Source organism: Nesterenkonia sp. CL21 (assembly GCF_031705515.1).
In the GTDB taxonomy this organism is placed as follows: domain Bacteria; phylum Actinomycetota; class Actinomycetes; order Actinomycetales; family Micrococcaceae; genus Nesterenkonia; species Nesterenkonia aethiopica.
Genome location: NZ_JAUTWR010000001.1, coordinates 952,617 through 971,684, shown reverse-complemented (window position 1 = coordinate 971,684; position 19,068 = coordinate 952,617). Strand labels below are relative to the sequence as shown.

13 protein-coding genes are annotated in these 19,068 nt (G+C 68.7%); 3 read left to right on the top strand and 10 right to left on the bottom strand.

Features of this window, described 5'->3' with window-relative positions; genetic code table 11:
- Nucleotides 1-80 precede the first annotated feature (80 nt).
- Complete coding sequence (locus Q7C18_RS04340; RefSeq protein WP_396954339.1) at nucleotides 81-2,447, top strand: RelA/SpoT family protein; 2,367 nt, start codon at nucleotides 81-83, stop codon at nucleotides 2,445-2,447.
- Here the strand turns inward: Q7C18_RS04340 and Q7C18_RS04335 are convergent.
- The 7 genes from Q7C18_RS04335 to lipB all read right to left on the bottom strand — a co-directional run bounded on the left by Q7C18_RS04335 (nucleotide 2,411) and on the right by lipB (nucleotide 10,412).
- Nucleotides 2,411-3,199 (bottom strand): hypothetical protein, encoded by a 789-nt coding sequence (locus Q7C18_RS04335; RefSeq protein ID WP_311024341.1) that lies wholly within the window; start codon nucleotides 3,197-3,199, stop codon nucleotides 2,411-2,413. The two genes, Q7C18_RS04340 and Q7C18_RS04335, sit on opposite strands and share 37 nt — an antisense overlap.
- A gap of 90 nt (nucleotides 3,200-3,289) precedes the next feature.
- Nucleotides 3,290-3,859 carry a Holliday junction resolvase RuvX gene (gene ruvX / locus Q7C18_RS04330; RefSeq protein WP_237089875.1) on the bottom strand — a complete coding sequence of 190 codons (570 nt, stop codon included), beginning with the start codon at nucleotides 3,857-3,859 and terminating at the stop codon, nucleotides 3,290-3,292.
- Entirely contained in the window at nucleotides 3,852-6,563 is a 2,712-nt protein-coding gene (alaS, locus tag Q7C18_RS04325; protein WP_311024340.1) for an alanine--tRNA ligase, read from the bottom strand. The genes ruvX and alaS overlap by 8 nt, the downstream gene beginning before the upstream one ends.
- Nucleotides 6,564-6,763: 200 nt before the next feature.
- On the bottom strand, nucleotides 6,764-7,393 hold the full coding sequence (gene rpsD / locus Q7C18_RS04320) for a 30S ribosomal protein S4 (RefSeq protein WP_070159929.1): 630 nt from the start codon (nucleotides 7,391-7,393) through the stop codon (nucleotides 6,764-6,766).
- 374 nt (nucleotides 7,394-7,767) lie between these two features.
- The gene (locus Q7C18_RS04315) at nucleotides 7,768-8,568 is read right to left on the bottom strand and encodes a DUF4191 domain-containing protein (RefSeq protein WP_083277471.1); all 801 of its coding nucleotides are present in this window, start codon (nucleotides 8,566-8,568) and stop codon (nucleotides 7,768-7,770) included.
- Nucleotides 8,569-8,724: 156 nt separating this feature from the next.
- Nucleotides 8,725-9,732 (bottom strand): lipoyl synthase, encoded by a 1,008-nt coding sequence (gene lipA / locus Q7C18_RS04310; RefSeq protein ID WP_070159927.1) that lies wholly within the window; start codon nucleotides 9,730-9,732, stop codon nucleotides 8,725-8,727.
- Nucleotides 9,729-10,412, bottom strand: a complete 684-nt coding sequence (gene lipB, locus Q7C18_RS04305) for a lipoyl(octanoyl) transferase LipB (RefSeq protein WP_311024339.1) — start codon at nucleotides 10,410-10,412, stop codon at nucleotides 9,729-9,731. Before lipB ends, lipA begins: the two co-directional genes overlap by 4 nt.
- Nucleotides 10,413-10,504: 92 nt before the next feature.
- Here lipB and Q7C18_RS04300 point away from each other — a divergent pair, with 92 nt between their 5' ends.
- On the top strand, nucleotides 10,505-12,289 hold the full coding sequence (locus Q7C18_RS04300) for a protein kinase domain-containing protein (RefSeq protein WP_311024338.1): 1,785 nt from the start codon (nucleotides 10,505-10,507) through the stop codon (nucleotides 12,287-12,289).
- 85 nt (nucleotides 12,290-12,374) lie between these two features.
- On the opposite strand, the gene sucB is transcribed toward Q7C18_RS04300, so the two are convergent.
- The 3 genes from sucB to Q7C18_RS04285 form a co-directional block, all read right to left on the bottom strand.
- On the bottom strand, nucleotides 12,375-14,174 hold the full coding sequence (gene sucB, locus Q7C18_RS04295) for a 2-oxoglutarate dehydrogenase, E2 component, dihydrolipoamide succinyltransferase (protein ID WP_311024337.1): 1,800 nt from the start codon (nucleotides 14,172-14,174) through the stop codon (nucleotides 12,375-12,377).
- A 94-nt stretch (nucleotides 14,175-14,268) separates the two neighbouring features.
- Complete coding sequence (gene lpdA, locus Q7C18_RS04290) at nucleotides 14,269-15,648, bottom strand: dihydrolipoyl dehydrogenase (RefSeq protein WP_311024336.1); 1,380 nt, start codon at nucleotides 15,646-15,648, stop codon at nucleotides 14,269-14,271.
- A 238-nt stretch (nucleotides 15,649-15,886) separates the two neighbouring features.
- Entirely contained in the window at nucleotides 15,887-17,476 is a 1,590-nt protein-coding gene (locus Q7C18_RS04285) for a leucyl aminopeptidase (RefSeq protein WP_070159918.1), read from the bottom strand.
- Between the two features lie 362 nt (nucleotides 17,477-17,838).
- Here Q7C18_RS04285 and Q7C18_RS04280 point away from each other — a divergent pair, with 362 nt between their 5' ends.
- A complete protein-coding gene (locus Q7C18_RS04280; RefSeq protein ID WP_311024335.1) occupies nucleotides 17,839-19,005 on the top strand; it encodes a PAC2 family protein in 1,167 nt (388 codons plus the stop codon).
- Nucleotides 19,006-19,068: the final 63 nt, after the last annotated feature.

Sequence of the window (19,068 nt, the reverse complement as noted above, 5' to 3'; positions counted from 1 at the left end):
CGATGGCAGGGGGCGTCCAGGGGTACAATTGCCGACACACCTCCTGATCATGTCGTCTCCGAGAGCAGGTTCGTAAGTTGGTGAACGACGACGGCGCCCGCCGGGGCCAGACCGACGCCACGACGTCGGTGACAGCGGCCAGTCCGCCCGCACCGGCCGTCCGGCGCGCCCGCGCCGTCGGCGTCGTCGACTCCGGGTCCTCGCCGCTTCTGGAGCCCCTGCTGCGCGCCATGCGTGCCAATGGCGGGCAGCAGGACCTCCCGCTGATCCAGCGCGCCTTCGAAGTGGCGAACCACCACCATCGTGACCAGAAGCGCAAGAGCGGCGACCCCTACATCACGCACCCCGTCGCCGTCGCGACCATCCTGGCAGAGCTCGGGCTGACCGGCTCCACGTTGGCGGCCGCGCTGCTCCACGACACCGTCGAGGACACCGACTACAGCCTCGACCAGCTCACCGCCGACTTCGGCGAGGAGATCGCCCTGCTGGTGGACGGCGTCACCAAGCTGGACAAGCTCAAGTTCGGCGACGCGGCCCAGGCAGAGACGGTCCGGAAGATGGTCCTGGCGATGGCCAAGGACATCCGGGTGCTCATGATCAAGCTCGCCGACCGCCTGCACAACGCCCGCACGTGGCGCTATGTGCCGGCCGAGTCCAGCGCCCGCAAGGCCAAGGAGACCCTGGAGATCTTCTCGCCGCTGGCGCACCGGCTCGGCATGAACACCATCAAGTGGGAGTTGGAGGACCTCTCCTTCGCGGCGCTCTACCCCAAGGTCTATGAGGAGATCGTGCGTTTGGTCGGGGACCGGACCCCGCAACGTGAGAAATTCCTCTCGGAGGTGCGCGAGACGATCGCCGACGACCTCAACGAGGCCAGCATCGCCGCCACCATCACGGGCCGCCCGAAGCACTACTACTCCATCTATCAGAAGATGATCGTCCGCGGGAAGGACTTCGACGACATCCACGACCTGATGGGCGTACGGGTCCTGGTGGACTCCGTCCGGGACTGCTACGGCGCCCTGGGTGCGCTGCATGCGCGCTGGAACCCCCTGCCGGGGCGGTTCAAGGACTACATCGCGATGCCGAAGTTCAACATGTACCAGTCGCTGCACACCACGGTGATCGGGCCACAGGGCAAACCGGTGGAGATCCAGATCCGCACCTATGACATGCATCGACGGGCCGAGTACGGTGTGGCGGCCCACTGGAAGTACAAGCAGAAGTCCGGTGGATCCGCCGCGGCCGAGGCCGGACAGGGCGGCGATCCCGGAGGCCCCACTCCGGACGTGGCGACCCAGCAGAGCCAGACCACGGCCGACATCGGGTGGCTGCGCTCCCTGGTCGACTGGCAGTCGGAGACCAAGGACCCCGACGAGTTCCTCGAGTCGCTGCGCTATGAGATCAACGCCAAAGAGGTCTTCGTCTACACCCCGAAGGGCGAGGTCATGGCCCTGCCCGCGGGCGCCACTCCGGTGGACTTCGCCTACGCCATCCACACGGACGTCGGTCACAAGACCATCGGCGCCCGGGTCAACGGGAAGCTGGTCCCGCTGAACTCGGAGCTGCAGCACGGCGACTGGGTGGAGATCTTCACCTCGAAGGCCGAAGGCGCAGGTCCCAGCAGCGACTGGCAGCAGTTCGTCAAGAGCGCGCGGGCGCGCAACAAGATCCGCCAGTGGTTCTCCAAGGAGCGCCGCGAGGAGTCCATCGAACGCGGCAAGGACGATCTCACCAAGGCCATCCGAAAGTCCAATCTCCAGCTGCAGAAGGTCATGAATCCGGACGTCCTCGCCGAGGTCGCCGAGCAGCTGCACTATCCGGACATCTCCGGCCTGTATGCGGGTGTGGGGGACAACCATGTCTCCACGCAGAACGTCATTGAGCACCTCACCGCCCTCGTCGAGCCGGAGGAGGAGGACTCCGAGGAGCACGACACCACGCCCATCACCTCCCCGGTGACTCCGGCAAGCCAGTACTCGGACGCCGGTGTCATCGTCAAGGGCGCAGGCAATGTGCTGGCGAAGCTCGCACGCTGCTGCACGCCAGTGCCGCCCGATGAGATCGAGGGCTTCGTGACCCGGGGGCAGGGTGTCTCCGTGCACCGGGCCGACTGCCGGAACGTCCAGCAGCTCCGGGAGCAGCCCGGGCGGCTGGTGGAGGTGGAATGGGCCCCCACCAAGACGTCCGTGTTTCTGGTGGAGATCCAGGTGGAGGCGCTGGACCGAAAGTCCCTGCTCTCTGACGTCACGCGGGTGCTGGCCGAGTCGCAGGTCAACATCCTCTCCGCCAGTGTCCAGACCTCCCGAGACCGGGTGGCGATCTCTCGCTTCTCGTTCGAGATGGGGGACCCCCGGTACCTGAACCATGTGCTCAACTCCGTGCGACGCATCGACGGAGTCTACGACGTCTATCGCACGGTCGGTCGGCGTCGCGACGCGCACTGAGCCACCAGGTCGGGAATCAACTCCAGACGGTGCTCGTGGGTCCGCCCGCCGCGCATCCGCGCCAGCAGTCGTTCGGTGAGCGCCTCAGCATCGACGTCTCGTCGCCGGGCGTGCAGCAGATCTGCCACCAGCCACCAGCGTCTCAGCCAGGCCGGCTCGTGGACCCCGGCCGCCGCGGCCACCTCCGGCCGCCGGGTGTAGATCGATTCGGCGGCCAGCACGTCCAACGCTCTCCGCCCGTCTGCTGCGCCCAGCCCGAGGAAGAGGTCTGCGGCCGTGCGCAACGGTGTGGTCACTCCGACCCCCGAGACCACGGACACGTCCTCGTCGGAGAGCGCCACCTGATGGACCTGCCACATCTCCGCGTCCCCGCCTCGGCGGCGCAGGCTCTGAGAGATCAGAGTGAGGCGAGATCCCGCTGCGCCCCCGAGATGCACCCAGGCGGCGGTCTCCCCGCAGAGCACGGCGCGGCCCTGTGCCCGGCAGGGGAGCAGCATCATCGCCGCCCGTGCCCGCACGGCCGGCGACTGGCGCAACCAGGCCACCGCGTAGACATCGGAGATGAGGTGCTGCACCGCCCCTTCCGCAGACAGGGCCTGCAGCTCGGCGCCGCTGAACGGGGCACCCGCCCGGTAGAGCTCCTGAAGGGGGCGCGGCGAGGCGGCGGTGGCGATCGGGGCGCGCGCTGCCGGAACAGCTGAGTGTGCGGCGAGACCGGCATCGTGGAAGACCATGCCACCAGCCTGCCTCATCTCCCGAGACGATGGGGCTCTGTTCCGTATGCCTGTGGACAACGGGGCCCCTGTGGAGGATCGGCTGGTCTGCAGGACCGCCACGTCGTCTCAGGAGACGGGGTCGGCCGGCGGCGCCGCGATCACCGCTTCGCCCGGTTCGCGTCCTTGGGCCCGGCGGATATCCAGCGCCTGCGTGAGGATCTCCACGGCCGCCGCCTGGTCGATCCGATCCCGCTGGTGCCGGGCCTCCACACCGGAGGCCCGCATCTTCTCCGCGGCCGAGACGGTGGAGAGCCGCTCGTCGATCAGGTGCACGGGGATCGGCAGCTCCGCCTGATCCAGGCGGCGCACCAACGCCGCGGCATAGTCGCGGGCCTTCTGGGTCGAGGCCGTCTCCCCGCCGGAGAGCGAGAGGGGCAGACCGACATAGATCACCCGGGCGTCGCGGTCACGGGCGATCTTGACCAGCATGCGGATGTCCGAGCGGCGTCGGTGGTCCCGACGCAACGTCATGACCGGGGTGGCCACGAGGGCGTCAGGATCCGAGGCGGCCAGACCGACGCGGGCGTCACCGACGTCGACTGCCAGACGTACCCCGGGCCGTAGGGGTCGGGCGCCGGGTCCGGTCTCCCCGCTGCCCCGCTGCGCGGAGTCGGACCCTGGGAAGGCCTCAGCCACGGGTGCGGACGGACCGGACGACGCCGTCGAGGGCCTCGCCGATCTTCTCGGCATTCTGACCGCCGCCCTGAGCGACGTCGGGCTTGCCGCCGCCACCGCCGCCGAGCACCGCGCAGGCCTCCTTCACCAGCGCGCCGGCCTGGACGCCCTCCGACCGGGCGGCCTCGGTGGTGGCGACCACGATCAGCGGGCGACCCTTCGCCTGCCCCGCCAGGGCCACGACGGCAGCGCGCGAGCCGAAGCGCTGCCGCAGGTCGAGAGCGAGACCGCGCAGATCGTCACTGCTGGCGACCGGGCCGGCGTCATGGGCGAGGACGTCGACCCCGGCCGCGTCGACTGCCCGGGTGACGAGGTCCGCGGACTGAGCCCGCAGCTGCTCGGCCCGCAGCCGCTCGAGCTCACGTTCGGTCTCCTTGAGCTTCTGCAGCGTGCTGGAGATGCGGTCCGGCACCTGATCGGCGGGGACCTTCAGCATGTCGGTGAGCTGGTTGACCAGCGTCCGCTCGGCGGCGAAGTGCTGGAAGGCGTCCATGCCCACCAGGGCTTCCACTCGACGGTTGCCGGATCCGACTGAGGCTTCGCTCATCAGTGCCAGCGTCCCGATCTCCGCGGTGGAGCCCACGTGGGTCCCTCCGCAGAGCTCGCGGGACCAGGCGCCGTTCATCTCCACCACGCGCACCTTCTCGCCGTACTTCTCGCCGAAGAGCATCATGGCACCCATCGCCTGGGCGTCCTCCAGGGACATCACCTGGGTGCTCACGTGGTGGTTGTCCCTGATGGCGAGGTTGGCGATCTCCTCGAGCTCCTGGCGGGCGGAGGAGCTCATGGCGTCCTCCGCGGTGAAGTCGAAGCGGAGGTATCCCTCCTTGTTGAAGGAGCCGGCCTGGACCGCCTGCGGGCCGAGCACGTCGTGCAGGGCCGCATGGATGATGTGCGTGGCTGAGTGCGCCTTCTGAGCGTCCAGCCGGCGTCGCAGGTCGATGGTGCCCAGGACCTCCACGCCGGCCGGCACCTCTCCATGCACCACACGGGCCCGGTGCACCGACAGTCCGCTGATGGGGGACTGGACGTCGGTGACCTCCAGCTCGAAGCCGTCGCCGGTGATCCGGCCGGTGTCAGCCGCCTGACCTCCGGCCTCCGCGTAGAACGGGGTGGCATCGAGGACGATCTCCACCTCCTGTCCCGCGGAGGCTCGGTCGGTGGCTTCTCCGTCCACGACGAGTCCTCGAATCGTGGATTCTGTGGTGTGCTCGGTGTAACCGGTGAAGTGAGTGGGGCTGTCACCGCGCAGCTGGGAGTAGACCTCGGTGTCAGCGTGGCCGGACTTCTTCCCCTTGGCGTCGGCGCGAGCACGTTCCCGCTGCTCCGTCATCAGGTCCCGGAAGCGGTCCTCATCGACGTCGACACCGGCTTCGGCAGCCATCTCCAGGGTGAGGTCGATCGGGAAGCCGTAGGTGTCGTGCAGGGCGAAGGCGTCGGCGCCGGACAGCGGCGCACCCGTCGACCGGGCCGCGCTGACGGCGCTGTCCAGCTTGGCGGTGCCGGCCGAGATGGTGCGCAGGAAGGCCTGCTCCTCCTTCACAGAGACCTGATGGATCGTCTCGAACCTCTCCGCGACATCGGGGTAGACGCCCTTCATCGCATCCCGGGACACGGTGATGAGCTCTCCGAAGATCGGCCTCTCGACACCGAGCAGACGCATGGCCAGGATGACGCGGCGGATGAGACGGCGCAGAACGAAGCCGCCGCCTTCGTTGGACGGCCGCACTCCGTCAGAGATGAGCATCAGAGAGCTGCGCACGTGGTCAGCGATCATGCGCAGTCGTACGTCAGTGGCGTGGTTCGGGTCCTCCGGATCCTCAGTGGAGGTGTAGGTCACCCCAGCGAGCTCGGCCGCGCGGTCGAGGACAGGGCGCACCTGGTCGGTCTCATACATGTTCTCCACGCCCTGGAGCACCATGGCGAGGCGCTCGAGGCCCAGACCGGTGTCGATGTTCCTGTTCTGCAGCGGACCGGCGATCTCGAACTCGGTCTTGGAGTGGACCTGGGAGAGTCGATCCTGCATGAAGACGAGGTTCCACAGCTCCACGAAGCGGGTCTCGTCCACGGCCGGGCCTCCGTCGGCACCATAGGCGGGGCCCCTGTCGTAGTAGATCTCGGAGCAGGGGCCGCCCGGACCGGGCTGACCGGTGTTCCAGTAGTTGTCGGCCGGTCCCGTGCCGATCACTCGTTCGTGCGGAACTCCGACCTCTTCCTCCCAGATGCGGCGGGCCTCGTCGTCGCGCTCGTCGCCGTTCTCGTAGACAGTGATCCACAGGCGATCCGGGTCCAGGCCGAACCCGCGCACGCCCGTCTCCGGGTCGCCGTCCACAGGGCTGGTCAGCAGCTCCCAGGCCATCGGGATGGCCTTCTCCTTGAAGTAGTCGCCGAAGGAGAAGTTGCCGCACATCTGGAAGAAGGTCCCATGGCGGGCCGTCTTGCCGACCTCCTCGATGTCGGCGGTGCGGATGCACTTCTGCACGGAGACAGCGCGGTCATAGGGAGGCTTCTCGGTGCCGAGGAAGTAGGGGATGAAGGGCACCATGCCGGCGATGGTGAACAGGACGGAGGGGTCCGGTGAGATCAGCGACGCCGAGGGGACACGCTCATGGCCCTTCGCGGCGAAGTAGTCGTACCACGTGCGGGTGATGTCCTCGGTCTTCATGAGAATCTGCGGTCCTCCTGCGGGCGTTGCGGTCGGCGCGGCGTCCAGGACGCCGGAACAAGTCTAGAGGGTATGGGGGCGCAATCAGGTCGGCCGTGCCGACCCAGAGACGAAGAGCCCGTCGCGACTCCGCACCAGAGGAGGAATCGCGACGGGCTCTGCGGTTCAGGATGCTGGCATCCTGAGAGGTCCGCCGATGATCAGCGGGCGTAGTACTCGACGACGAGCTGCTCTTCGCAGGTGACCGGGACTTCCTCACGCTTGGGTGCGCGGGACAGGGTCGCCTGGAGCTTGTCGATCTCCACGGTCAGGTAGCCGGGGACCGCGGGCAGCACGTCCTGGTGAGCACCGGAGGCGGCCACCTGGAACGGCTCGAACTTCTCCGAGCGCTCGTGCACCTGGATGACCTGGCCGGGCTTCACGCGGAAGGACGGACGGTCCACGCGCTTGCCGTTGACGGTGATGTGGCGGTGCACCACGAACTGCCGCGCCTGGGCGATCGTGCGGGCGAAGCCGGCACGCAGCACCAGGGCGTCGAGCCGGGACTCGAGCAGCTCGATGAGGTTCTCACCGGTCAGGCCGTCGCGGCGCTTGGCCTCTTCGAAGTACCGCACCATCTGGGCCTCACGGATGCCGTACTGGGCGCGCAGACGCTGCTTCTCGCGCAGACGCACCGCGTAGTCGGAGTCGGTCTTGCGGCGGGTGCGGCCGTGCTGGCCGGGGCCGTAGGGGCGACGGTCCAGGTACTTCTGGGCCTTGGGGGTCAGCGCGATTCCGAGGGCGCGCGACGCCTTCACGGTGCGACGACCGCGCAGGGGGGTGGTGGGCATGGAGGTGCCTCTCTCTCGTATCAGTCGGCAGGTTCTGTTGATCCACCGTCCGGGGCACCCCGGGCCGTCGCATGCGACGGCCCGAAGAACGGACGATGACCTGGCCTCCGGGATCCCAGACCGGAGAGCGCGAGTCGCCGAGTGCTCGCTCACTGCGGCGCCGTCCACACGTGAAGACTCCCTGCGGCGGTTCGCGCACGCGGCGCGGGGCTCAGGGAGTCGACGTGGAGGATCTCCAAGGTGCGTCCCGCGTGGAGCGGGGCGCTGACGGCGCCTGCCAGACAGCAGACCAGTCTAGCATGAGCTGGGGCCGGCCCGAACATGACGATCGGGCCGACCCCAGCTCATGGTCGTTCATGGTCGACAGATGCGGATCAGCCGCGCATCGCCTTGCGGTCGGGGCGGAGTCGGTAGGGGTCCACACCCTTGGGAATCGGGGGGCGCGAGATCGGCAGGGCCGCCAGGCGCTGCTCCAGGGCGCTGACCTCGTGCTTGGTCAACGCCTTGTCCAGCTTCTTGATGTGTTTGGTCAGCTTGGGAAGGGGGACCTGGCCTTCGCCGTTGCCGGTCTCGATCACGTGGATCGGCACGCCGGTGTCACGAAGGATGGGGCTGAACCGCTTGCGTGTCTTGGGCACCATCTTGCGCACGGGGCCGGCCGGGCCGTCCGTGACGAGCACCAGACCGGGACGTCCGACGACCCGGAAGATCGCCGCCTGTGTCTTGGGGTCCATGGCGACAGGCTCTTCGACGACGATCCAGCCGCGGCGCAGCGTGCCGAGCGCGGCCGCCGCCGCTCCGGGGCGCCCTTCGATCCGCGCGAACGCCGCCTTCTCCGCACGGCGGTTCATGACGATCATGGCGGCCAGAAGACCCATCGGCAGGCCGAAGAGCACACCGGTCACCCAGTTGAGGAGCAGTCCCACCACCACGGCGGAGACGGCGAAGGCGACCAGGAATGCCAGCGCCATCCACCACCCGATGTTGGGGTCGTGGGCCCGGGTCATGTCGAAGACCGACTTGATCCGGGCGAAGAAGCCTTCCTTCTTGTTCGACTTCTTCCGTGCCTTGCGTTCCTGCTTCTCGGCCTTCTGCTGGGCCTTGAGCTTCTTCAGCTCGGCCTTCGCCTCTGCCTTCGACGAGACCTGGGGAGTGGGGGAGTCAGCTGGTGCCATAGTGAGTCCAGTCTACCGTGTTGCGGGAGGTGGGCAGGCCGGGGTGCGCCCGTACCCCATCGAGAGCGAAGGTCCGTCCGGCGAGGGGCCCACCCACGGGGGGCACGAGCATCCGAACCCGGACTGAGCCCAGGACTGAACCCAGGACCCGCCAGGTCAGTGCCCGGCGGCCACCAACGTCGCGGCCTCCTGTCGGGTGGTGCCCGAGGGCTGGATGTGGGCCAACTCGGGCGGGATCTCCCGACCCTTCTTGTGCATGGCCTTGGCCCAGAGGGAACCGGCGCGGTAGGAGGAGCGGACCAGTGGGCCGGACATCACGCCCAGGAAGCCGATCTCCTCGGCCTCCTCGGAGATCTCGAGGAACTCCTGCGGCTTGAGCCACCGGTCCACCGGCAGGTGACGGGGTGTGGGCCGCAGGTACTGGGTGATGGTGATCAGGTCACAGCCGGCGTCGTGGAGGTCCTGGAGGGCTTCGGTGATCTCCTCCCGGGTCTCTCCCATGCCCAGGATGAGGTTGGACTTGGTGATCATGCCGTGGCCACGCCCCTGGGTGAGGACGTCCAGGGAGCGTTCGTAACGGAACGCGGGGCGGATGCGCCGGAAGATGCGCGGCACGGTCTCCACGTTGTGCGCGAACACCTCTGGTGCGGCCTCGCAGATCGCCGCGATGTTCTCCTCCTTGCCGGAGAAGTCGGGGATGAGGATCTCGACTCCCGTGCCCGGGTTCAGCTCATGGATCTTGCGGATGGTCTCCGCGTAGAGCCAGACACCCTCGTCCGGGAGGTCGTCACGGGCCACACCGGTCACCGTGGCGTAGCGCAGATTCATCTCTCGGACCGACTCGGCCACCTGGAGCGGCTCTCCGTCGTCCACAGGCTGCGGACGCCCGGTGTCGATCTCGCAGAAGTCGCACCGGCGGGTGCAGGCCGATCCACCGATGAGGAACGTGGCCTCTCGGTCCTCCCAGCATTCGAAGATGTTCGGGCAGCCGGCCTCCTCGCAGACCGTGTGGAGGCCCTTCGAGCCGACCCGCTTCTTCATCTCCGCGAACTCCGGACCCATCTTGACCTTGGTCCGCATCCAGGCGGGCTTCCGCTCGACCGGCACCTCGGAGTTTCGCGCCTCCACACGAAGCATGCGACGGCCTTCGGGGGCGATGGTCACGACAGGACTCCTTCTGCAGCAGGGATGTTCTCAGTCACGCTGAGGAACCGCGGCAGCTCGGCGGCGAGCTGGGCGGCGATGGGATCGACGATGTCAGCCGGTGTGACCTCGGTGCCCACCTCGGCGCTGATGGTGGTGGTGTCGGCGTCGGCGATGCCGCAGGGGATGATGTTCTCGAACGGAGCGAGACTGTTCGAGCAGTTCAGCGCGAAGCCGTGCATCGTCACCGATCTGTGCACGCGCAGCCCGATCGCCGCGATCTTCCGGTCCCGCGGGCCGTCGGTCATCCAGACCCCGGATCGGCCCTCCACCGTGGTCGATCGGAGACCGAACTCCTGGTCCAGCACCCGGATGATGATCTCCTCCAGGGCGGCCACATAGCCCTTCACCATCGCCCGTTCGGCAAGCTTGAGGATCGGATAGCCGACCAGCTGTCCTCTGCCGTGCCAGGTGATCTTCCCTCCGCGGTCGACGTCGACCACGGGTGTGCCGTCTCGGGGGCGATCCTCCGGCTCGGTGCGACGGCCGGCCGTGTAGACGTCTTCGTGCTCGAGCAGCAGCACGGTCGAGGGTGACTCGTCGGCGAGCACCTCCGCGTGCAGCCGCCTCTGGATGTCGAGGGCCTCGGCGTAGTCCACCACGTCAGGGTGGAAGCCGAGCCTCCGGAATGCGAGGTCCATGGCTCCACCCTAGTCCGAACGGAGCGCACCGTGGGACGGGAGCCTGTGGAAAACGCCTGCAGGCTGTCCTCGACTGCGGCAGGCTGGTCGTCATGATCAGCAACACGACATCCGGACCGGACATGGCCGGTGACGACGACGCTGCGGCGGGGCACCGGAGGACACCCACCCGGACACCCACCCGGGCGGTCCCACGGCGAGGAGCTCCCCCTGAGGCCGAGGGGCTGAGTCTGCGGCGCCTGCTGGGCCTCGGAGGGTCCTCCACCGTGTGGCTGGCCGAGGTGACCGGTGACGGTCCGCACTGGGCCGACGCGGCGCCTGCGGACCGCACAGTGGCCGTGAAGATCCGCAGCGAGGCGCACGGGGCTGGGCAGAGCCTGGAGAGCGGAGCAGGCGCCTGGCGATCCGCCGAGCTGAACGCCGTGCGTCGACTGCACCATGAGCATCTCGTCACCGTGTACGGCTGGACCGACACCTCGGCGGGGCCGGGCCTGATCCTTGAGCCATACACCGCGGGTTCGCTGGGGCGTCTCCTCGCCGCCCGCGGCACGCTCTCCGTCGGGGAGACGGTGACGGTCCTGTCGCCCGTGGCCCAAGCCCTGGCGCATCTCCACGCCGCGGGGGTCGCCCACGGGGACGTCTCGCCGGGCAACGTGCTGCTCGCGCCGGACGGACGGCCTGCGTTGGGAGACCTCGGCGATGCGCAGCTGCTGGGCGCATCGCCGATCCCGGCCGCGACACAGGGATTCGCGGCCCCGGAACGCACGTCCGCCCGGCGGTCTGCTGAGCACGGGCGCCGTCAGAGGGCATGGGACGCAAGCCTCGCGCCGGAGGCTGACGTGTACGGGCTGGCGGCCGTCGCCTGGTGCTCGCTGACCGGCTCGGCACCGGCCGTGGGACGGAGGAGGCCTCCCTTGGGGACGCTGTGTCCCGAGGCGCCGAGCCGTCTCATCCGGCTGCTGGAAGTGGCTCTGTCCGAAGCTGCGGACGAACGGCCCGATGCCCGGGCCTTCGCCGCGGAGCTGCATCGGTGCGCCGCGCCGGAACCGCTCGACCTGGCGGCGTATGTCGACGACGATGTGCTGCCCGAGCTTCCCACGGTCCGGCCGGGCGCCCGAGAACAGGGTGTGACGCGCCGACGTCGGCAACGTCTGGTGGCAGGGATCAGCGCCGCGGTCCTGCTGCTGGGACTGGGCGCCGCAACGCTGAGCGAACCGCGCCAGGACGGTCTGTCACCCGATGACGAGGATGTCTTCGGAGCAGGCCTCGGCGACCGTGCGCCGGATGACACCAGCGAGCCGGTTGACGGCGAACCGGGTGACAGCGCGCCCAGTGACGGCAGAACGGGTGACGGCAGAACGGACCCTGCGGCCGAGAGCGGGCAGCCCTCCGGCGCGGAGGCCGAGCGGCGGCTGCGGCAGGATGATCCGCTGATGGCCTTGGACGGCCTGGCCATGCTGCGGACGTCTGCCCTGCAGAACCCCGGGGAGCCTGACGTCCAGCGCTACGTGGTCGCCGGTTCACCGGCTGAAGCCTCCGAGAAGCACCTCATGGAGCAGATGCACTCCCGGGGGCAGGCCCATGACAGCGCGAGGATGGAGATCCTCCCGGTCGGCGAGGCGGAGTACGCGCCGGATCCGGGCGCATCGGCGGCGCAGGGGGAGACTGCCCACATCACGGCTGAGATCCGGATCGACGGCCTCGACGACGGAGCAGGTCGGGAGCAGACCGTACGGCTCGTGCTGCACCGCACCGAGGTGGGATGGCGGCTGCATACGGTCCAGGACGTCGGCACCCCGAACACGTCCGGCCGGCACGACGATGCCGGCGGAGGGGAGGACATCCGCCCAGACGACGACGCTCCCCGGGCGGGATGATCACGGGGATCACCCCGCCCGGGGAGCGTCGAGGCCTCGCGGGCATCGAGCGACCGTCAGAGCGGCCGACCGACGCCGATGAGGGTCAGAGTCCCAGCTGCGACTCGAAGGCGCCCTCCTCGAGGCGGGCCTTGAGCGTCTGCAGGAAACGGCCGGCGTCGGCGCCGTCGACCAGACGGTGGTCGTAGGTGAGCGACAGGTACATCATGTGACGGATCGCGATGCTCTCGTTGCCGTCGGCATCGGTGACCACCATGGGCCGCTTGACGATCGCACCGGGGCCCAGGATCGCCACCTGGGGCTGGTTGATGATCGGCGTGTCGAACAGCGCCCCGAAGGAGCCCAGGTTGGTGATGGTGAAGGTGCCGCCCGAGAGCTCGTCCGGAGCGATCTTGTTGCTGCGGGTCCGGGCCGCCACGTCGGCGATCTTCTTGGCCATGCCGGCGAGGCTCAGGTCGCCCGCATCCGAGATCACCGGGACCATCAGGCCCTTCTCGGTGTCGACGGCGAAGGAGAGGTGCTCGGCATCGTGGTACGTGATCTGCCGCTGCTTCTCGTCGTACTCGGCGTTGAGCTTGGGGTGCTGCTTGAGGGCCTCGGTGACGGCGGCGGCGATGAACGCCAGGTACGTGAGGTTGACCCCGTTGGTCTGCTTGAAGGAAGCCTTGGTCTTCGCGCGGAGGTTGACGATCCGCGTCATGTCGACTTCGTGGACCTGGGTCAGCTGAGCCCCGATCTCGAGAGACTCGTTCATCCGCTGAGCGATCACCTGGCGGATGCGCGGGGCCTTCTCGGTGGTCCCTCGGAGCGTGGTGTCCACTTCCACGGCGGGCGCGGACGCCGGAGCCGCGGTGGGCGCCTGAGCCCCCGCCTGTGCCGGCGCAGACTTCTCGGTCGCGGCCTTCTTGGACTCCACGGCGTCGAGGACGTCCTGCTTGCGGATGCGCCCACCGACGCCGGTGCCCTTGACGGTCGAGAGATCGATGCCTTCCTTCTTGGCCAGCCGACGCACAAGAGGCGTCACATAGCCCTCGGCACCTCCAACTGCCTCCTGAGTCGACTCCGCAGCCGCGGGGGCGGGCTCCTCGTCAGCAGACTTCTCGGCGGGCTCCTCAGGAGCCTTCTCTGCCGGCTTCGGAGTCTCGTCGGTCGGCTCCGCGGTGGCCTCCTCGGGCTCCTGTGCAGCGGAGTCCTCAGACGATGCGGCCTCCTCAGCAGCCCCCGACGGCGACGAGGAGCCCGAACCCACCAGGGCCAAGACGGCCCCAACCTCGACAGTCTCATCTTCGGAGACCTTGATCTCCTGGACGGTTCCGGCGACAGGGGAGGGGACCTCAGTGTCGACCTTGTCGGTGGAGACCTCCAGCAGCGGCTGGTCGACCTCGACGTCGTCCCCGACCTCGACGAGCCAGCGGGTCACCGTGCCCTCGGTCACGGACTCGCCCAGAGCGGGGAGCGTCACCTCCTGGGACTCGGCGCCGCCGGCGGCGCCGGAGTCCTCGGCAGGGGCCTCTTCCGGGGTCTCCTCGGCGCCCTCGGCCTCGGCCGCGGGCTGCGTCTCCTGGGGAGCCTGGTCGTCCGCGGAGTCCTCCGCCTCGGCCTGCTCCTCGGTGCTCGAGTCGTCACCGGAGTCCGTGCCGGCCCCGGAGCCGTCTCCGATCTTCACCAGAGGAGCGCCGACCTCGACGGTCTCGTCCTCGTCCACGAGCAGCTCCTCGATCACGCCGGCGGCGGGGGAGGGGACCTCGGTGTCGACCTTGTCGGTGGAGACCTCCACGATCGGCTGGTCGACCTCGACCTCCTCCCCGACTTCCACGAGCCATCGGGTGACAGTGCCTTCGGTGACTGATTCACCGAGGGCTGGAAGGTTCACGGTCTCAGACATGATGTCCGGCTCCTACTCTTGAATGCGTCGCACCGGGCAGTGCGGTGCGAGTTCACAGGTGTGTTGAATTCTCTGGGTGGTCTGGATGCGGCTCTCAGCCGTGGAGCGGGTGGCCGAAGAGCGCCATCGCGGCCTCTCCGAGCGCCTCATTCTGTGTGGGGTGGGCGTGCACCAGCGTGGCCACGTCCTCCGGGTAGGCCTCCCAGTTCACGATCAGCTGCGCCTCGCCGATCTGTTCGCCGATGCGGGTGCCGATGCCGTGGACTCCCACGATCGGACCGCCCTTGACGCCGACCATCTTGATGATGCCGCCGGTGCCGAGGATCGAGGACTTGCCGTTGCCGGCGAGGTTGTACTCGGTGATCTCGACGTTGTCCTTGCCGAACTCCTCTTCAGCCTTGGGCTGGGTGTAGCCGACCGACATGATCTCGGGCTCGCAGAAGGTGACCTTGGGGATGTTGATGTCCTCGACCACGACAGGGTTGTTGCCGACGATCTCCTCGGCCACGAAGATGCCCTGCTGGTAGCCCCGGTGCGCCAGCTGCAGGCCCGGGACGATGTCGCCGACGGCGTAGATGTTCCCCACACCGGTGTGGAGCCGCTCGTCGGTGATCACGAACCCGCGGTCCAGGGTGATGCCCTGATCCTCGAAGCCGAAGCCCTCGGTGACGGGCCCACGTCCCACCGCGACCAGGCAGATCTCGGCTTCGAACGTCTTGCCGTCCTCGAGGGTCACCTTGACGCCGTCACCGGTGTCCTCGACGTCCTTGAAGAACGTCCCGGTGTTGAACGTGATGCCGCGCTTCTTGAAGGAACGCTCGAGGTTCTTGATGATCGACGGGTCCTCGTTGGGGACGAGCGACGGCAGCCCCTCGATGATCGTCACGTCCGTGCCGTAGGAGGTCCAGGCGGAGGCGAACTCGCAGCCGATGACGCCGCCGCCGAGCACGATGGCCGACGCGGGGGTGTGGTCGAGCTCCAGTGCCTCAGTCGAGGTGATGATGCGCTCACCGATCGGCAGGCCCATGGTCTTGGATGTGGATCCGGTGGCCAGCACGATGTTGCGGCCGCTGTACCGAGTGCCGTCGACCTCGATCTCGTTCTGCGAGACCAGTCGTCCTTCGCCCTCGATGACAGTGACCTTGCGCATCTTCAGCAGCCCGGAGAGGCCCTTGTGCTTGCCGGCGACGATGCCGTCCTTGTACTCGCGGACCTTGGCCATGTCGATGCCTTCGAAGGTCGTCTTCACGCCGTACTTCTCGCTCGAGCGGGCCTCATCGGCCAGCTCCGCGGCGTGCAGGTAAGCCTTGGTGGGGATGCATCCGGTGTGCAGGCAGGTGCCGCCGAGCTTCGACCTCTCGATCAGGCCGACCGTGAGTCCGTGCTGCACCGAGCGCAGCGCCGCGGCGTAGCCGGCGCTGCCTCCGCCGAGGACGAGTACGTCGAATTCCTGTGCCTGGGGCTGGTCGGCCACGGTCGTTGCTCCCTTGGGTCGCGTGAGTCTGTGAAGGTGTGAAGGTGTCGGCGGGCGGTCAGAGGACTGACGGGGCACAGCTCTGTGCCAGTGTCCGGGACGCCGCCCGTGTGCACGGGTGTCAGCCTATCGCTTGAGCGCGCACGGCTTCCACTGCCGCATCCGAGGACCCGGACTGTGACGGCGTCGGCCCCGGAGCGCCATCCGTGCGCTCCGGGGCCGACGGGGTGTCCGCAGGTCAGCGTGAGAGTCCTTCGAGGTAGGTGACCAGCGTGCGGACCATCACTCCGGTCCCCGCCTTCGGGGTGTAGCCGTAGGGCGACTTCTCGTTGAACGCCGGGCCGGCGATGTCGAGATGCGCCCACGGGATCCTGCGTGCCTCCGGGTCGAGAGCGCCGCTGTCGGCCCCCTCCCGCTCGCCCACGAACTCGCGCAGGAACGCCGCGGCTCCCAGCATGCCGCCGTTGCGGTCACCCAGGTTCGTCAGGTCGGCGACCTCCGAGTCGAAGCCGGAGCGTGCCTCCTCCGGGATCGGCATCGGCCAGAGCTTCTCCCCTGAGTCTTCAGCGGCGTCCACGAGGGCAGAGCGGAGCTGCTCCTCTCCCATGACGCCCGTGGTCCGCAGGCCCAGCGCGATCATCTGCGCACCGGTCAGCGTGGCCACGTCGATCAGTGCGTCGGGGTTCTCCTCCGAGGCGGCGACGAGCCCGTCGGCCATGACGAGGCGTCCCTCAGCGTCGGTGTTGAGGACCTCCACCGTCTTGCCGCCGCGGATCGTGATGACGTCCTCAGGACGCTGGGCCGTGGCCGAGGGCATGTTCTCGGCCAGACACAGCCAGCCGGTCACCTTGATCGGCAGGTTGAGGTCGGCCGCGGCGCGCACCACGGCGAGGACCGTTGCAGCGCCGCCCATGTCCAGCTTCATCGTGGTCATCGAGGCGGCAGGCTTCAGTGAGAGGCCGCCGGAGTCGAAGGTGATGCCCTTGCCGACCAGCGCGATATGCGCTGCGGGCTTCGAAGGGGCGTGCTCGATCCTGACCATGCGGGGGCCGCGGGAGGAGCCTCCGCCGACGCCGAGGAGACCGCCGAAGCCCTCCTTCTCCAGGTCCTTGACGTCCCAGACCTTCACCGAGAGCTTGGGAGCCTTCGAGGTCGAACCTCCCTGAGCCGGTGCCTTGGTGCGGCCCGCGAGGTCCGCGGCGATCTCCGCGAACGTCTCCGGGTACAGGTGGCTCGGGGGAGTGTTCACCAGGTCGCGGGTGGCACGCACCGCAGCGCCGACGACGGCGGCCCGGTCCAGGACCGGTCGGGTGTGCCGGTCCTTGAGGTCGGTCAGGATGAGGATCTCCTCGACCGGACGCTTCTCGCGCGCCTCCTGGGAGCTGCGGAACGCGGTGAAGGAGTAGGCGCCGATCGCGGCACCCTCGGCGACGGCGGCGACCTCTTCAGGGCTCGAGGCCGGCAGGGCGAGGGCGACCGAGTCGAGCGAGCTGAGCTGGCGGACCGCCGAGCCCGCGGCGCGGCGGAGGGATTCGAGGGAGACGCCGCCGGTGGGCTCCCCGGTGAGCTCGCCGACGCCGACCAGCACGAGGGTCTCGCTGCGGAAGCCGTCCACGCCGGGCAGGCGCAGGAGCTGGTCAGCCGCCCCCGTGGCTCCCAGGGCCTGGAGCGAGTCGGCGACGCCGCGAGCGGCTTCGTCGGCCAGCGGGTTCGGCAGGAGGATGGGCCCCTCGGGGCCCTTCGCGACACCCAGCACGAGAGCGTCGGTGGGGGTCTTCTCGACGGCCGTGCTGACAGCGGAGAGGGTGGGCTGGAAGTCGTTGATCACGTCAATCCCGTCTGATCCCCGGTCCGGGGATCGTCGCATCGAATGTGTGTGCATCCGCCGACGCGCTGCCGCGTGTGGAAGCCCTCGGCGGCCTCAGGACTCGATCCTATCCGAGATCCTGACCAGCGCGCCGCGTGCCCGGGGCCATCGATGTGAAGCCTCCGCGCATGCCGCCGGCGGCCAGGCGCTGTGCGTTCAAGCTCTGTGCGTTCAAGCTCTGTGCGGTGCGCCGGGAATTTCTCCAGCCGTTGCGGTCGTTACCTCTATGGTCACCGCAGCGCCTGACGGCGCGCGTCTCACGCAGACCGACGCGTCCAGCCCGGTGACGCATGTTCTACGGCATGGAGAGGAGTCTCAGCTCGATGAAGGACCCCCTGGACCTGCTCCACGTGTACCCAGCAGACCCCGACGCCGCCGAGCCTGACGGAGAAGGGGACAGCGGTCTCGCCGGGACCGGACCCCCTGTCCCCATGACCGACTCGACGGTCCGTCCGGTCGGCGGAGACCTGGTGCTGCGCGACCCGCTGGGCGACAGGCCCTCGGGCGGCCTTCGGCTGCTCGTCTCTCTGGCCGGTCATACCGATGCCGGCGACCTGAGCGGCCAACTGGCGGAGGCGCTGCTCAGCGCGCTGCCGCACCGGCTGCTGGCCAGCTTCGACGTCGACGAGCTCTTCGACTACCGTTCCCGTCGCCCGAAGGTGACTTTCGTGGACAGCCGGTTCGCCGACTATGAAGGTCCTGAGCTCGATCTCTATGAGGTTCGCGATGCCTCCGGCCGACCGTTCCTCCTGCTGACCGGAGACGAGCCGGACTTCCAGTGGCAGGGGGTGGCCGACGCCGTGCTGACGCTGGTGAAGCGCCTCGACGTCACTCTCGTGGTCCTTGTCGACGCGCTGGGGCTTCCGGTGCCGCACACCCGCCCCCTCGGCGTCACGGCGCACGGCAGCCGCCAGGACCTCGTGGCCGGAATCTCGACATGGAGCCCCACGGCCCAGATCGAGGCCGGTCTGAGCCAATTCCTCGAGATGCGACTCGAGGCCGACGAGCATGACACGGTCGGCTACACGCTGCATGTGCCCCATTATCTGGCCGGCGGACGGTATCCCCAGGTCGCGGTCTCCGCACTGGAGTACGTCGGAGCCGCCATGGAGCTGATGCTGCCCACGGACGAGCTCCGAGAGTCCGCGCGCATGGTGGATCAGGACATCTCGCGTCAGGTGAGTGCCAACAGCGACATCCAGACGCTGGTGGAGCGCCTGGAGAGCACGTTCGACCAGCACGCCACCACGGAGCAGCGGTCGTTGCTGGTCAAGGAGGACGACGTCGTCCCGGACGCGGAGGAGCTGGGAGCCGCGGTGGAGGCCTTCCTGCGCACGCAGTCACCGGCGGCTGACCGAGGAGTCGACGCCGTCCGACCCGCTGAATCCGGCGAACCGTCAGTGGGCCCGTCAGAGGGCCAGCCAGATGTTCAGGCGACAGACGAGCGGTCGGACGATCAGCAGGACGACCCTCCGTCGACGCTGTTCTGATTCGCCCGTGGCTGAGTGCACAGCAGTGAGTGCACCGGGCCGGGCCCAATGGCGTTCGCTCCT